15 protein-coding genes and 1 pseudogene are annotated in these 15,557 nt (G+C 59.6%); 7 read left to right on the forward strand and 9 right to left on the reverse strand.

Features of this window, described 5'->3' with window-relative positions:
• Positions 1 to 769 precede the first annotated feature (769 nt).
• Together H1204_RS51670 and H1204_RS30945 are read left to right on the forward strand one after the other, a co-directional pair.
• Complete coding sequence (locus tag H1204_RS51670; RefSeq protein WP_243468911.1) at positions 770 to 997, forward strand: hypothetical protein; 228 nt, start codon at positions 770 to 772, stop codon at positions 995 to 997.
• The gene (locus H1204_RS30945) at positions 984 to 2,402 is read left to right on the forward strand and encodes a DNA repair protein (RefSeq protein ID WP_243468912.1); all 1,419 of its coding nucleotides are present in this window, start codon (positions 984 to 986) and stop codon (positions 2,400 to 2,402) included. The genes H1204_RS51670 and H1204_RS30945 overlap by 14 nt, the downstream gene beginning before the upstream one ends.
• Before the next feature lie 833 nt (positions 2,403 to 3,235).
• On the opposite strand, the gene H1204_RS30950 is transcribed toward H1204_RS30945, so the two are convergent.
• From H1204_RS30950 to H1204_RS30965, 4 genes are all read right to left on the reverse strand, one after another.
• Positions 3,236 to 3,586, reverse strand: coding sequence for a hypothetical protein (locus H1204_RS30950; protein ID WP_180734382.1), 351 nt, complete (start codon positions 3,584 to 3,586; stop codon positions 3,236 to 3,238).
• 33 nt (positions 3,587 to 3,619) lie between these two features.
• A complete protein-coding gene (locus H1204_RS30955; protein ID WP_180734383.1) occupies positions 3,620 to 3,871 on the reverse strand; it encodes a hypothetical protein in 252 nt (83 codons plus the stop codon).
• Between the two features lie 186 nt (positions 3,872 to 4,057).
• The gene (locus H1204_RS30960; protein WP_180734384.1) at positions 4,058 to 4,306 is read right to left on the reverse strand and encodes a hypothetical protein; all 249 of its coding nucleotides are present in this window, start codon (positions 4,304 to 4,306) and stop codon (positions 4,058 to 4,060) included.
• Positions 4,307 to 4,986: 680 nt separating this feature from the next.
• Entirely contained in the window at positions 4,987 to 5,214 is a 228-nt protein-coding gene (locus H1204_RS30965; protein WP_180733344.1) for a hypothetical protein, read from the reverse strand.
• Positions 5,215 to 5,336: 122 nt separating this feature from the next.
• Here H1204_RS30965 and H1204_RS30970 point away from each other — a divergent pair, with 122 nt between their 5' ends.
• Positions 5,337 to 5,663 carry a hypothetical protein gene (locus tag H1204_RS30970; protein WP_180734385.1) on the forward strand — a complete coding sequence of 109 codons (327 nt, stop codon included), beginning with the start codon at positions 5,337 to 5,339 and terminating at the stop codon, positions 5,661 to 5,663.
• 775 nt (positions 5,664 to 6,438) lie between these two features.
• On the opposite strand, the gene H1204_RS30980 is transcribed toward H1204_RS30970, so the two are convergent.
• The 5 genes from H1204_RS30980 to H1204_RS31000 are packed head-to-tail and all read right to left on the reverse strand — an operon-like array spanning position 6,439 to position 12,304.
• Positions 6,439 to 7,254, reverse strand: a complete 816-nt coding sequence (locus H1204_RS30980; RefSeq protein WP_180734387.1) for an amidohydrolase family protein — start codon at positions 7,252 to 7,254, stop codon at positions 6,439 to 6,441.
• Complete coding sequence (locus tag H1204_RS30985; RefSeq protein WP_180734388.1) at positions 7,251 to 8,258, reverse strand: hydroxyacid dehydrogenase; 1,008 nt, start codon at positions 8,256 to 8,258, stop codon at positions 7,251 to 7,253. The genes H1204_RS30980 and H1204_RS30985 overlap by 4 nt, the downstream gene beginning before the upstream one ends.
• A 22-nt stretch (positions 8,259 to 8,280) precedes the next feature.
• Complete coding sequence (locus H1204_RS30990) at positions 8,281 to 9,342, reverse strand: LacI family DNA-binding transcriptional regulator (protein WP_180734389.1); 1,062 nt, start codon at positions 9,340 to 9,342, stop codon at positions 8,281 to 8,283.
• A gap of 19 nt (positions 9,343 to 9,361) precedes the next feature.
• Positions 9,362 to 11,257: a TRAP transporter large permease subunit gene (locus H1204_RS30995; protein ID WP_180734390.1), complete on the reverse strand. Its 1,896-nt coding sequence runs from the start codon at positions 11,255 to 11,257 to the stop codon at positions 9,362 to 9,364.
• A gap of 15 nt (positions 11,258 to 11,272) precedes the next feature.
• Positions 11,273 to 12,304, reverse strand: coding sequence for a TRAP transporter substrate-binding protein (locus H1204_RS31000; protein ID WP_180734391.1), 1,032 nt, complete (start codon positions 12,302 to 12,304; stop codon positions 11,273 to 11,275).
• 511 nt (positions 12,305 to 12,815) lie between these two features.
• On the opposite strand from H1204_RS31000, the gene H1204_RS31005 reads away from it, so the two are divergent.
• From H1204_RS31005 to H1204_RS51680, 4 genes and pseudogenes are all read left to right on the forward strand, one after another.
• Positions 12,816 to 13,841, forward strand: coding sequence for a cyclic nucleotide-binding domain-containing protein (locus H1204_RS31005; protein WP_243468913.1), 1,026 nt, complete (start codon positions 12,816 to 12,818; stop codon positions 13,839 to 13,841).
• A 30-nt stretch (positions 13,842 to 13,871) separates the two neighbouring features.
• Positions 13,872 to 14,150 carry an ATP-binding protein gene (locus tag H1204_RS51675; protein WP_243468914.1) on the forward strand — a complete coding sequence of 93 codons (279 nt, stop codon included), beginning with the start codon at positions 13,872 to 13,874 and terminating at the stop codon, positions 14,148 to 14,150.
• 565 nt (positions 14,151 to 14,715) lie between these two features.
• Entirely contained in the window at positions 14,716 to 15,042 is a 327-nt protein-coding gene (locus tag H1204_RS31010) for a hypothetical protein (RefSeq protein ID WP_180734392.1), read from the forward strand.
• Positions 15,043 to 15,194: 152 nt separating this feature from the next.
• Positions 15,195 to 15,426: pseudogene (locus H1204_RS51680) on the forward strand (GYD family protein).
• Positions 15,427 to 15,557 lie beyond the last annotated feature (131 nt).

Here is a 15,557-nt window from a genome sequence, read left to right on the forward strand (position 1 = left end):
ACAGGCTGTCGAGGCGCTTGGGGGATCCGCGAGGCTTTCAACGCAGAAATCCGCGACGACAGGACGGCAAGCCGTCGTCCCACCCGGCCTGCCTCGATAGAGCAAGAAGCAGGAGTTCACTGAGAAAGACTTGGATGACTTCGACCGTTCGACGTTTGACTTCATCTGCAAGTTTTTCGAACGCTCGATCCAAGCCATTGGTGAGCGGGACCAGACGTTACCGGCAGGTTTGACCGCATTGACTCTCGCCATATGGCGGCGGTTTCTATCGAGGCGGGAAGAGTATTGCGGAATGCTCAATTCGGCTGGACGCGATGGGGCGCACCAACGGAATCGCGTTCTCGCATGACTCGTCAGCGTCGAACAACTCTTATAACGAGATGCTTACTAGTCATGCAGGCGAGCAGTCGTTGTTTTTCAAGTCAATGGGCATGAGGTGGCGCGCCGACCGCGCGACCGCGACAAGCAGCTCTCGCAAGAAGGCGCCGCCGAATTGGTCTGGACCAGTTCAGCGGGCCAGCGCAGCGCTGAGTTGCAAAACCACTGGGCGCTTGTTTCCGGTCGGTAGCGTCTCACACGTCGACGTTCGTCGCCGTGCGGGGCACTCGTGAAGCCGATAAACGCAGCCATCTTCGCTTTTGGACGCACGACGCAGCAGTCAACGCCGTTCGCGCTATCGGGGCAAACGGTGACATTCGTCGTACCAGCGACGTTTTCTTGTAACATGGCGGGCAATCAGAATCAAAAATAATTATCCGCGAGAGACCCCATGGCTGAAAGTGGTATTCCTTTTCGCTTCAAGCGTCATGCGCGTATCGGCGAGGCCGGAGCGGAACTCGACGACGAGTTCCTTTTTCAGAGCTTCGTCGACGTCGGTGACTACGAAGAAATTCGAAACGTGAAGGCGCCAAAGCGCGTTATCGTTGGCCGGACTGGCAGTGGGAAAACAGCCCTTTTAAGGTATCTTGCGTATCGCGAAGCATGTGGTCGAGCTTGAACCAGACCAGCTGTCACTTAATTTCATATCCAACAATGATGTGATCAGGTTCTTCGAGGACTTGGGAGTCAAACTCGACCCGTTTTACTCGTTGCTTTGGAAGCACATGCTTGCAGTCGAGCTAATCAAGCGGAGGTACATGCTCGTCACGGAGGAGAAGACTGATACCTGGCTCTCGACGATCATGGATTCGTTGCGCAAGAAGGATCAAACGAAGGCACGCGCACTTGCCTATCTGAAAGACTGGGGTGATAAATTTTGGATCGAAACTGAATACCGAGTCAAAGAGCTTACGTCCAAGCTTGCATCAGAACTTAACGCTGAACTCGGCGGCAAAGGAGGCGGGATTTCGGCCACGCTCGGAGCGAAGGGGTCGCTGACGGAAGAGCAGAAAAAGGAGATCGTTCACCGCGGGCAAAAGGTAGTAAACGATGTGCAGCTCAAAGAGCTGGCCGATGTTATCCGTTTCCTTAATGAAGACGTCTTTACCGACGATCAGAAGCCCTACTATGTAACGATCGACAAGCTTGACGAGGATTGGGTTGACGACACCCTGCGTTTCAAGCTGATTCGTTCGCTCATCGAGGCGGTTAAGAGTTTTCAAAGAGTACAGAACGTAAAAATAGTTGTTGCGCTTCGCTATGACCTTCTGCGACGGGTTTTTTCGGCAACCGCCGATGCGGGGTTTCAGGAAGAAAAGTACGATCCGTTAATACTTCGCCTTAGGTGGAATCGAGGTCAGATCGAAAAGCTACTGGATCAGCGGGTTGGTATGCTGGTACGCCAGCAATATACAGTGCGTGCCGTTAAGCTAAAGGAGATATTTCCGGAGCGAGTAGGCAAAACAGTTTTCTTGGACTATCTCATGCAACGCACAGCTATGAGGCCAAGAGATGCAATTCTGTTCGTCAACGCATGCCTCGGTCTCTCTGAACAGGCAAGTCAGGTGCGCGTCCAATCCATCTACGAAGCGGAGCGAGAGTATTCGGCGGGGCGGCTTAAAGCGCTTGTGTACGAATGGAAGAATCTGTTTCCGTCCTTGGAGGTGGGCTTGCCTCTTCTCGAGAAGACACAGATCGAGTTCAAGATTGCGAGCCTGGACAAAACCCTCGTGGACCGCGTGATTGAAGGTTTGGCGGCTATGAACGACCCGCGCGATCCTTCATGCGAGGCTGCAACAACCTACATGAACTCGTCCTCGGCCAGCAAGCATGCGGTCTTGGCCGCCGTGTTTCGCACGTATTTCGATGTTGGTTTAATTGGGCTACGCTTCGAGGGTGGAAGCGGGCCACTTTGGTCGATCGACAACGGAACCGCACCTTCGCCTAGCCAGATCAAACCGAACACGAAAGTGCAAATTCACCCGATGTTTTATCAGGCACTTCACACGGTTTTCGGGGCATAGTCGGTCGTATTAGCGGATGGGAAGACTCAGTGTCGGTTGCATCTTGAGTTAGCCGCATCGCCTTCGTGGTGCCAATCGCGAGGTATCTCGCGATTGATGAGCGCGAGATACCTGAACGCTCCGACAAGTCGTTCTGGGTTACTTTACTTGGCTTACCATCATCCGTTTCGCCGGCCACAGCCATCGCTCGTCGCAGTGCATCTCCGAAGCCGTTTCGCGTTCGTTGATAAAGCTGGTCATCGGACCAGTCCGACGTCAGCGTTGTACTTGAAGTGGCGCTGTCCTCGTTAATTGCTGGAGCGGACAGCATACGAGCCACACGTCGGGTGGCCGGACGTCGAAGCCGGTGATTTGAGCTAACAACGGTTCGGACTTGACATCAGTAAAGTCGCCGGATATTTGACATAAAACTCGACATCGTCGCAGCGAAGTCCCGAGAACCGAGAACAACAGACGCACACTCTGGCATTGAGACGATAGCGCTACAACTACGCAGGAGAGTCAGGCAAAAGACCCTGAGCGGGCCCGCGGGCAGGGCGCGCGGCGCCCGGGCGTACATGCCTCTACCGCCTCGACAGTGGGCGCAAGCGGGGGCTACCACGGCATCCAGGCAAGCTTCAATGCTCGTTGGTCAAATCGGGGTTTTATTAGCAATACTAACGTGGCACGAATAGCAGGACGCGCGCGCCGTAACTATGACAACGACCTTTGCAATGGGAAAGCTAGAGGCGGCAGAGGAAAGTGTTGGCTGAACCGCCAACGAAAAAGGCGAGTCCTCGACTCGCCCTGTACGGCATTCTGATACCAACGAGCCGGTGTGCGTCCGATGGTCCTTATTGCGTTTTCACGGTTGCGTCGGTCTTCGCGCCAGCGGCGTTCGCTTCGTTGCCTGTATCAGTCTTGGCCTTCCCGGCTCCTGCCTTGACAGCGTGTGTCTTCTTGCTCACCTTGTGTGCCTTGACCTTCGCGTGCGCGGCCGGAATCTTCTTGACGCCAGCTTCACCAGACGCCTTGCCGGCTGTCGTCTTCGTTGCGCCGGCTTGGGCTTCGGTGCCGGCCTTCAGGTCAGCCTTGCCAGCCTGAGCCGCCGTCGTCGCAGAGGTCGACGGTGCCGGTGCTGCAGTTTGTGCGAAAGCCGTCGAAACGAGCAGAGCGGAAGCCAGAGCAGCGAACATCGTCTTCATGTGATTCTCCATTTTTGTCGTGGCTGAAAAAGTTCAGCGCTGCCCCAATAACGCGACATTGTCGACATGGGTTGACGCTGAAATGGGAAAAATACGGGGCCTGTCGAGCGGTTTCCCTCGCGTCTCGAAGCGCTGGTCGCACAGGCCATCGCCTGCGAACTCGATGCGATCGGCGCGGGTGAGGGCGACATAGGCCTGTGCAGCGCCGCATGCGGAAGCGATCTGCTGTTCGGCGTTGCCGAACTCGAAGTACGCGTGCCGGTCTTCGTCGGTAAAGCGCGGCAACGCATACAGTTCGTCGATTTCGGCACGTGTGAGGATCGAGAGGCGGTGCGAGGCGGTAATGAGTTTATATTCTTGAACGCGCGCAAGAGGAAATCAGGGTTTCGCTTTGCGTGAGCGTGAGCGTGAGCTTGCTGGCTGGAGGCGGGCCTTGAACTGCCCTTGCAGAACGTAGCACAACCGGCCGATTCAACATTTCACCGTAACCGTGGCTTCAGCGGTTTTTATTTTGTAGGAGGAGCGATGTCGAACAAGGAGAATCCGATCGATGCCAAAGCCTTGGCGGCTGTCGGACCAGAACGCCTGGCGACACTGCTGGCCGGGGCGGGTATGACGAACCCGTGCATGCAGCGTCGGTTGCAATTCGAGCTGTCCGCACAAAAAGGCGAAAACATTGCCGCTGCCGTTCGCCAATGGATCAGCGAGTTCGGCGCGCAAACGTCGTTTCTCGACGCGGAACGACCGAAGAGGGATGGGAGGTCATCTGCGTTTTCGACGAGGCGTGCTCCGATCTGGTCAGGGCAAGCGTCGACGCAGACGTCGAGCCGGTGGAACTCGCCACGAAAGTTGTCGCGGCGATCATCTCCGACCAGTACGGAGAGTACCGTGCCCTGATTCGGGCTATTGCATCCGCACAGCCGTGGGCACCTGCCTACGTCTCTGACCTGAAGGTCTTGCTTCCAGCGATTGCTGGACAAGCCGCCCGGTCCGAATAGCGAACGCAGCAACTATTTGCAGTGCGCCTTGCAGGAACTCGATTCCCTGTCTGCAACATAGTTTGGTTCGCGATTTTCGCTACTGCGTAGTCCCGGAGTGCCTTGTCTGGCAAGCCTTTGATGAGGATTTTTAGTTTTCGGGGCGTGGGCGAAAATAGCCAGGGTAGTCAAAGTCCCGCCAAAGCCAAGCGGGACAAGGAACTCCGTTTACAGTGCCGTGGCTGGGTTCCGTCACGCAACCTGGTAAGCGCTTCCTTGGCCCACCCGGCCCGGCGCGTGTGCCCTATAAGAGTTGGCGCTGCGTTCCTATAAGAAGCGTCCATCGCCGTATAAGGTCTCGGCCTCGTCTCCTATAAGTTTAGGCAGTGCGTGGCGGTCACCCTATAGAAAAGTAGTCCTCTTTCAGTGCTTGGAAAACGAACGCATGCGTCCCGAATGCGCACTGTGGGGGCGGTTGGTGAAATGGGTGAGTAGCAAGTAAGCACGGTCGAGTTCGCCGCAATCCTGTTTCTGCCGCGCAATGGTCTCAATCGCGTGAAGCAGATGCTCGGCCAGTTCGAACTCTCCTTCCTGGCAAGCTCTTGCAAAGGTGGCGAATACATCCTCATGCAGAGTGCGGTGAATAGTCATGATGACGCCCTCCAGATATCCACTGATTGAAGTATGGACCCTTCAACCGTGGAAAGGGCAGGTGTTTTTTGTGCACCAGACCTGACCTTATTCGGCAGGATGCAGCGGATGTAGGGGAACTCGTGAATCAGGCCCTTCCATGCCTTGTTGACGGTCTCTTCCGAGAAGCCCGCACGCAGATCCGGTTCGAGACATGGCGCTGGAAAGAGGGCGTCTTGAGTCAGGAGAAAGCGGACGGCATGTATGTGAACGTTGATCACGAGGAGGGCGGTCGCGTGCGCCTGACCACGCGCCAAGGCAACGAACGTCACGCCAACAAAGATGCGACAGTGATTACCGTCAAATCTGTGAGCAGCCGAACGCCGATCCCCCAAATGACCCCACCGGTGATCTTCCAAAGAAAACCGGATACGCCTTTCGGAAAATCGACGACGAATACGCAGTTTTGACGCCGAATGTGCTAGACGCGCTGTCGGTACAAAAAGGCATCCACGGGACCAACCGCGCGACGCCTGCGTTCAATGAGCCTTCTTCGGCGCCTCGATGATTTCGATCACGTCAAGCGCGCGGAAGTCGTCCGGATTGCTTGTGAGCAGCGCCAGACGATGTTCATGCGCTTATAGCGCGGGCGGGGATTGCGACCGGCGTGCTTCATCATGATGGCGAGCAAGCCAAACGACTGAGCCGTTCCGCGCGTCACTTCCAGCACGGGGTAATCGTTCGAATCATGCAAAATCTGGCGATTATTTCGGGAAAGTGCCGATCGCTCAACGACTTACAGATCAGCGTCGAGCCATCCGGAGAAAATTTAAGTGAATTGATGCCAGATAGCTCGTTCTCCGCTTGCGCCGAATGCGCTCCTGTGACGATCTTCCTGAGCGCGTGGTCCGAGATGCGAATCACGTACACGTCGCTCAGAGAGCCACGATTGGGATCATTCGAATCGGCATTCGCGGCCGGGGCGCAGGCGCGTGAAGGTGACCAGACTACCATCAGGGGAAACAACCGGGCTCCCGTCGGGGCCGTCGGTAGCTCCCGATGCGTTGCGGTAGACAAGGTTTCCGTGCTGGACGACGACGGATTGAGCGTAGGCCGCCACAGCGGCAAACGCCAGCCCGGATGCGAGAATCGTTCGTTTCATGATGAACGGGAGACGATATGGGCGCAAGGACTGACTAATTGCCGCCGATGAGCGAGTCTAATCCATTCCCCTGTTTCAGGCTCTCAAAACTGGTATAACTCGGCCGGATTTTCGACAAGTATCTTGTGGCTAATCCCGTCGCTATTCGCTAGCTGCATCGCCCAGTCGAGCATGCGGGTGTCGTCCGGAACGGGCTTCACGTTGGGGTGAGGCCAGTTCGATGCCCACACGCTGCGCTCGGGAAAACGTGTCGAAAGCGTGCGCACGAGCCACGACACGTCATCGAAATCAGGCGCGCCGTCGCGCGAGCTTTCATAGGGCGCGGACAGCTTGATCCAGCAATGCGGCCCGTCGAGCAGGCGGCACAATGACGCGAAACCTTCGCTTTCCAGTGTGACGGGCGCGAGAAACTTGCCGAGATGATCGATGACGAGTTTCGACGGCAAGCTCGCGAGCATCGCTTCATGCTGCGGCAGGGTGTTCCCGTCAAGCTGGAGGTTGATGTTCCAGCCCATCGGTGCGATGCGCGCCGACATATCCGCGAGCCCATCCCATGGCAGCAGGCCGCCCGGAAGCATCATGAATCGCACGCCACGGATGCCGGCATCGTGCAGGCGCTGCAGTTCGTCATCGCTAATATTGGGCGGCACGACCGCGATGCCACGCGCACCGTCGCCGAGTTGCGCGATCGCGGCGAGCGTGCAACGGTTGTCGAAGCCGTACCCGGTCGGCTGCACGACGATCGCACGCGAGAAGCCGAGCCCACGCTGCACGTTCCGATATGCGGATGCGGGCGCTAGAGGAGGTTTGAACGTCGCGCTCGCGGCTAACGGATAGCCTTCCTCGTATACGTGGATGTGGCAGTCACATGCGTTTTCGAAGCCGATCGGAGGATTCATCGCGCGCCTGCCGGTATGGCGAAGCCCGAGAGACGGAATGCGTGTGCCGCATTCACGGCGCCGGGGGGCATGCGACCATGAAACAGTGCTTCTGTTTGCGCGACCGTCTCCATCGATTGATGCTCAATGGCGCCCGGCGTCAGCCCACCGATGTGCGGCGTCGCGATCACGCGCGAGTGGGCAGCCAACGAAGGCGAGGGCATCTGATCCGCCGCGCGGCCCACGTCGAGCGCGCATCCTGCCAGATGACCGTGCTCCAGCGCGGCAAGCAGCGCGGCATCGTCGACGAGTTCGCCGCGCGCCGCATTGATGAAATACGCGCCGCGCTTCATCGTCGCGAAGGCGCGCGCGTTCATCAGGTTCGCGGTCTGCGGCGTGGCGGGCGCGAGGCATATAACGAAATCGGCCTCGGCGAGCAGGTCATCCATGCCGACCTGATGCACGCGCGCATCGCCGATTGTGGCGTATGGATCGGACACGATGACGCGCATGCCGAATGCCAAAGCGAGGTCGCACAGATAGCGTGATATCTGACCATACCCGATCACACCAAAGGTGCTGCCGCGCAACTCGCGGCCCATCTTCGGCGCGGGCGCTTCGTGGCGGTGATATGCCTGCGCATACGAGGTCGTGCCGCGTGCGAGATCGAGCATCGCGCCGATCACCCACTCCGACACGGACGGCACGAAGCCCGCGCTCGCCTGCGTGACGAGCACGCCTAGTTCGCTCGCAGCATCGACATCAATCGTGCGGATATCCACCGCGCAGCGCACGAAGGCGGCCAGCTTCGGCAGTGCTTCGAACAACGCGCGCGTTGCGGGCGTCTGCCGGTAAGCGATGATGACATCGGCATCGCGCGCGGCGTCGGCGAGTTCAGCTTGCGTCAGTTCGCGATCTTCGGTGTTGTACGTGACGTCGGCGAACTTCGCGAGCGCCGCTGCCGCGCGTGCGCCGAAGTAATGATCCAGCATGTGCCGGGGATGAGTCACGAATACCTTGTTCATATCCTTATCCTGTCTTTCTGGCTTACTTCGATTTCGCCGCAGTTTTCCCCAGGCGCGAGACCGATTCGCGCTCCACGAGCGTGATATCCGTGAAGAGCGCCTGCTCCGATGCGGGCATGGGTTCGTCGTGCGGACGCATCGCGCGCTCGACCATCGCGGCGGCCATCGCCGGTACGGGGAGTTGCACGGTCGTGAGCGCGGGATTAGAGATTGCTGCGAGGAAATGCCCGTCCATGCCGACGATCGACACGTCCTCCGGCACCCGCAAGCCACACTCACGCAGGCCTGCCATGAGGCCGAGCGCCATCAGGTCGTTGACGGCGACGATGCCCGTCGGGCGCGCGTCGTCTTGCGCGAGCAGGCGCGCGAGTGCGCGGCCATTCTCGGCGATCATCGAATCGCCGTATTCGTTTACCGGGCCACTGTCGAGCACGCGTGCGTACTCCGACAGCCCCGCATCGTGCGCCGCCGTGAGAAAGCCGTTGATCTTGTCGCTGCGGCTCATCGTCATGCCGGTCAACGTGGCGAAGGCGAGCCGCTTGTGACCGTGCGCGATAAGGTGGCGCGTCGCGATGCGCGCTGCTTCGAAGTTGTCCGGGGTGACGTGTTCAACGCGTGTGGTCTCGCCTTCCGTTGCGCGGCGATCGTAGCTGACGACGACCATGCCGCGTTCGACGGCGGTTTCCAGATGGCGCTCGTTCGCCAGCGACGAGATCACGATCACGCGCCGTACGCCCTGGGACAGCAAATCCTCGAAGAACGACGCTTCCTTGGCAGGATCGCGATACGTATTGCCGATCATCACGCGATAGCCGTAGCGCTCCTGTGCATACGTTTCGACCTCACGTGCGATATAGCCGTACATCGGATTGGCGATGGACGGCACCAGCAGCCCGATGAGCGGCGTTTGCCCCGTCTTGAGCTGACGCGCGAGCGTGCTTGGCCTGTATTGCAGCGCGCTCATCGCGGCCTGCACGCGCGCGAGCGTTTCCTGGCGCATCTGACCGGTGCGGCCGTTGAGCACGTTCGATACCGTGCTCACGGAAACACCGGCCTCGCGGGCGACATCCTGAATGGTGCTCATAAGGTTTTACATCTGCCGGCTACAGGCCGAGCCGGGTCGGCAACCACAACGAAAAGGATGGCACCAGAATCAGCACCACGAGTGCGATGCACAGCACCAGCAGATATTTGACCATAGGACGCGCGACGGCTTTCACTTCCGTTCCGGTAATGGCACAGGTCGCAAACAGGCCCAGCCCAAGGGGCGGCGCGAACAAACCCAGACCCATCGCGACGACGATCACCGTGCCGAAATGCAGCGGGTTGATGCCGAGCTGCGAGGCAATCGGGGTGAGGAGGGGCCCGAAGATGATGAGCGCGGGAGCGCCTTCCAGCACGGCGCCGAACACGATCATGATCAGCACGGACAGCAGCAGAAACATCGTCGGTCCGTATTGATGTGCGAAGGCAATCATCGAATCGGAAACGAGCGCGGGAATCTGCTCGATGGTCAGCGCGAACGACACGCTGGAGGCCGCCGCGACGATGAACAGGATGCCGCTTGCCATCGACGCCGAGCGCACAAATACGCGTGCAACCGATTTCGGCGTGAGTTCGCGAAACGCCAGCCAGCCGACGAGAAGCGCATAGACCACAGCAAAAGCAGAGACTTCCGTCGACGTCGCGATGCCCGACGTCACACCCTTGCCGATCATAGTGATCATGACGAGCGCGACCAACGCGCCGCCGAGCAGCGGCATCCATGCGCGCGGATGGGTAAGCACATCGACGAGATTGATGCGGCGCCCGTAAATCACCGCGACGATCGCCAGCGACACAGCGAGGACGGCGGCCGGCACGACGCCCGCGAGGAACAGCCCGGCAATCGAAATGTTCGCGACGAAGCCCATGATGATCATGTTCACGCAGGGCGGAATGGTTTCCGCCATCACGGCGCTGCAGGCAAGCAACGCTGCGGCTTCGTTCGGATCTTCCTTGCTCTGGCGCACAGCCGGCATCACGACACCGCCGACGGCTGCGATATCCGCAAGCTTCGAGCCGGACACGCCCGAGAAAAATGCCGTCGCCAGGATCGTGATGAGGCCGAGCCCGCCGCGCACACGCCCGAAAATCCGCAGCAGCAGTTCGATCAGTCGCACCGACATGCCGTTGGTTTCCATCAGCAGTCCGGCCAGCACGAAGAACGGAATCGCAAGCAACACGAAGTGGTCGGTACCGGCCATCACTTGCTGCGAGTAGACGAGCATCGGTAGTGACGGTTCCGCGAGGAAGTACAGCAGCGCCGAGAACGCGAGCACGAAGCCGATTGGCACGCCGAGCACCAGTCCGCCGACGAATCCGGCCAGCAGCAGTAAGCCGGGCTTGAGCGCAAGAGTGGGCACGAAGGCGTTCCATGCCAACACAGCCGCCGCGAGCAGTACGCAGCCGATCAACGTACCGACCACGGTCTTGCGCGCGCCGTTGAGCGCGTTGGCGAGCGCGAACACCGTCATGAACACGCTGCCGATAACGACGGGATACACGTTGATCCACGCGGGAAGGCCGCTAGGCGTCATCTGACTATAGGAATCGACCAGCAGCAGGCACGACGACACGCACAGATTTCCCGCGACGCCTGCGATCACCCAGTGTCCGACGTGAACGAGCACGGGCTGCCAGCGCGTGGGTAGCATGCCGCGAAACAGGTCGACGCCGACGTGCTGGCTGCGCGCGAGCACCGTGGCGGCGCCGAAGAAGACCAGCACGATCATCAGCGCGCCGGCGACTTCCTCGGCCCAGTCGAATGGATCGTGCAGGAAATAGCGGTAGACCACGGAGAGGAACACCACGAGCACATCGACCGCTAGCACGGCCGCGCACAGGTTTTCGATCCAGTGCATGAGGCGCGCGAGGCCGCGCGTGAGCACCGTCTCATGGCCGAAGCACGGCGAAACGGGTTGCGCCTCCGGTCCGGGCGTTGCGGAGAAAGTGGTCATGGTTTGCCTGCCTCGTTAGCCGCGCGCTGCGACGATGGCACTGAAGAGGGGCGCGGTCGCGGGATACTGCTTCGAGAAGTTCGCGTACAACTGCGACTGCATTTCGCCGCGCGCGGTGTCGCGATCGGCTTTCGACATCGGATAGAACGTCATGCCGCGCTTCTTCAACTCCTGCTCGGCGCTGGCAGCCGTCTGGATCGCTGCGACGCGCTGCGTCGCGGTCGCGTCTTGCGCCGCTTTCTGAAAAGCGGGGCGCAGATTCTCCGGAATCTTCGCAAGCGCGCGGCGGCCCATCACGGTGACGATCGGGCTGAAGACGTGCTGCGTTTGCCAGCACGACTTCACGACTTCGTCGAACTTGCTCGCCAGCACGGTCGCGCAGTCGTGCTCGAAGCCATCGACGACGCCAGTTTGCGCAGCCATGTACAACTCGCCGATGGGAATCGGCGTTGGTACCGCGCCCATCAGCTTGAAGGTTTCCATGAAGGCGGGCGTGGGCAGCACGCGCAGCTTCACACCCTTGATATCGGCGAGCGATTGCGTGGGCTTCTTCGTGAATACGTTGCGCGCGCCGAAGGAGTAGCCCCAAGCGACGACTGAGCAGCCCGCACGCTGTTGCAACATGCTGTCGAACGATTTGCCGACCGTGCCGTCCATGGCGCGCCCGACATGGTCGAAGTTGTCGAACACATAGCCGAGATCGAGCATGCCGAGTTCCGGCAGCACGGTCGCCCAGATCGACGAGCCGGTGACCATCATGTCGACGGCACCGACCTTCACCTGTTGAACGACATCGCTTTCCTTGCCGAGCTGGCTGTTCGGGAAATAGTCGATCCGAATCTGGTCGCCGACGCTCGCCTTCAGGTTGGCAGCGAGGTTTTGATACCACACGTAATGCGCGGCGTTTTCGTTTGCGGGCATCGAGGACGACAGCCGCAACGTGGCCGTCGGCTGGGCGCGTACGATCGCGGGAAAGCCCGCGATCGCCGCTGCGAGCGAGGCCATCGAGGCCGTTTCTATGAAACGTCGCCGGGAAATGGATTGCATGGTGTTGTCTCCTGGATGCCGCTCTGAGTGCGGGCGTTGTGTTCAGCGCGACACGGTAGGGAGGCGCACTGTATCGATTTAGTGTATCGATACAGTAAATCGTCAAAGCGCGAGATCAAATGGGCGTTTACCCGCGTGCTCGACAGTTACCCGTGACACAAGCGACTGCGACGCAGCCCCCAAAAAGGTGATTGATGGAACACTAACGCACTCATCCAGACGTGCGGAGGGCTTGCCCAACTGATGCAGGAACACCTGGCGGGCTCAATTGCCCGCGAGTCCTCCGTTCTCGCACGCCCCGGCTGATCCGGCGACGACAACCAGAGAGGCGGCTAACGGAACACGGCGGCCGACGCGCAGGCACTACAATTCGTTCTGAAGCCGCCGTCAGGAGTCAGGATGTGTCGTGCTTCACCCAAGCTTCATGCTGTTCAACCCGTAGGCCGGCCTCATGATCCAGCTGGACGAACTGCGCGGGCATCCGCTCTTCAAGGATCTGTCTGAAGCGCTTTTGCAGTGGCTGCGCGAACAGCAGACGGAAGTCAGCATCGCGGCAGGGGAGGTCCTTGCCCGTGAAGGCGAAACGAGGTCCCACTTTTACGTCGTGCTGCAGGGTGAGGTCGCCGCGACAAAGCTTTCACGCGGGCAGCAGATTCCCACGTCCCGGTTCATTGCGCCAAGCTACTTCGGGGCAGTCTCGCTGCTCTCGGGAACGCCCGCGCCTGGCACGCTCAAAGCGGTCACCGATGGGCGCGTGGTGCTGCTGCCGGAACGCGCGTTCCGCGAATTGCTGGTCGGCTCGGAGACCGTCTGCCGGCTGATCTTCCACAGCTCCTTTGATCGCCTGATGAACCTGGAGGCGGCGCTGCGTAACCGGGAAAAACTGGCTGCCCTCGGCACGCTCGCCGCGGGCCTCGCGCACGAATTAAACAATCCTGCGGCTGCACTGGTGCGCACGGCGGACCGTGCGGTGGCCGCACTCGCAACGCTGAAGGTTGCGCACATCGAGTTGAGGGATAGCTCGATTCCTGTCGAGGCAATGAAAATCCTGGAGGGTCTGGGCGAACGCCAGGGACCGACAAACGTGATGTCGGCTATCGATGCCCTGAAGCAGAATCAGGCAGCGGACGCGCTCAGCGACTGGCTGCTCGCACAGGGTGTCGGGAAGGCGTGGCTCCTGGCGCCATGCCTTGTCAGCGCGGGAATCCTGCAGGAGGAACTTGACTCGCTTGCCGTCGCCCTGAACAGGGAGCAGTTTGCCGCCGCCATCCACTGGCTCGCGTCGACACTGGAACTCAACGCGCTGATGGAAGACATCCGCGTTGGGTCGGTCCGGATTTCAGGGATCATCCGGGCGATGAAATCCTACTCGCACATGGACCAGTCGCCGCAGCAGGAAGTGGACATCCATGAAGGCATTGAAGATACCCTCATCATCATGCAACACCGGCTCAAGCAGGGCGTCACCGTGCATCGTGACTACGATCACAGCCTGCCGCATCTGAGCGTGTATGGCAGCGAACTCAATCAGGTATGAACCAACCTGATCGACAACGCCATTGATGCCATGAGAGGTAAAGGCGAGATCGTTGTGCGGACTTACCGCGAGATGGACGAGGCAGTGGTCGAGTTCACCGACAACGGGACTGGCATCGCAGACGATGTCATGCCGCATCTGTTCGAGCCTTTTTTCAGCACCAAGCCGCCGGGTCAAGGTACGGGCCTGGGCCTCGACATCTCGTATCAGACGGTCGTCAACCGGCACCGCGGTGCGCTTCTTGTCAGTTCACGCCCGGGACAAACGACCTTCCAGGTGCGCCTGCCACTCGTGTCCAGACCAGGCTAAACGCAGTCGCCCTGGGAGGTCCACGTCTGGGGCTTGCGGCGCAAGGGCGCTCCGGTCAATATGCGAAACGTCCCGGATCGCGGCGTTCGCGATCCTGCTCCTGCCGTCAATTCCCCTGGCGCTGCCTTACTTCCCTTTTCTCATCGAACCCGGCGGTCAGAGCATCGATTGTGGGTCGATCAGCTGGATAAGATATCGATTTCATTTGGGGGCACCTCAAGACAAGGGATGCGCGAGTAGTCGATCACGGGTCCCGCGGTAGAAAGGCGTCAAGCCGCATCTAGCAATCCTTCGGGATCTCACGTTTGACCCTACCGCGCAAAGGTGCGTGGATTGCTGCAGAGTCTGGTGTGTTCCTGCCCCAAAGGGTCGAACAAGGCGCCACGCTGGTCGCAGGGACACGTGGGAGCAGCCAAGAGATCATGGCCTACACTAGAAGAGCATCGTTCGCGTTGACGCAATGCAACGTGGCCCGTTCAAGCGCGCAAATGACGGGGCAAGAGCAACACGTTACTACTGCTGCCTGAAATTCATCTGGAACTGATGTTCAAGAAAAGGGGGCATCATGTTGCAAGCCAGTGAAATCCAAAAGCGCTTTACTCATCTGCAGCAAACCATCAGCGATGCATCACGGACATGCCATGCTGACAAGACGATCCCAGCTGATTTGATGAGCCGGATGGAGGAACTTGATAAGGAATGCAAATCGGCAAAGAAGGTCATGGCGTCCAACGATGAGGATCGGATCCGGCAGTGTGTCGATGATCTCGAACGGATAGGCGATCGTGGAGAGCGCGCTTGCCAGCAGGCCGGTAGTCTCGACGCCAGGATCAAGGATGCAGTCAGTTCGATGCATTCGGAACTTACTGACCTGAAGCGTCAATTCCACTGACCTGACCGACCGCCCCGGTCCGACCCGCCGGGGCAATTGGCACTTCAGCGCCACCAGGACGCGCAGCAACGCCTCCGCTCGGTGCGCGGCCATCTGCTTCCGAGTGACTGCCGTGCCTGATTGCGCAGCAATATCTTACACGGAGGTATGCCATTGCTACGTACGTCATCCCCAGCCGGCTCGCTGCTGACGTGTTCAAGGATCCCATGGACCTGAAGCAACTCGCCGCCACAGTGGCCGGGAAGATCAAGGCCGAATGCCCTGCTTTCACCTGGAAGGACAGCTCTGACACTCGGTCGCTTCGACGTAGTTGAGCCGAACGATCCGAAACAGCTTGAGCGGGCGGCGCTGATCATCCGCGGCTACGGACACGGCGCCACCTAGACCCTGCAGGCAACGCCGTGGAACGAATTCATCGCATCTCTGTAGCGGCGCTAGATCAGTCGGGCTTGAGGCGATCACAATCACCAGGTCGATGCCGCATTTCAACGCCGCGTGTCGTGTCTGATCGTATT

The sequence above is a fragment of the Paraburkholderia sp. PGU19 genome (genome assembly GCF_013426915.1).
In the GTDB taxonomy this organism is placed as follows: domain Bacteria; phylum Pseudomonadota; class Gammaproteobacteria; order Burkholderiales; family Burkholderiaceae; genus Paraburkholderia.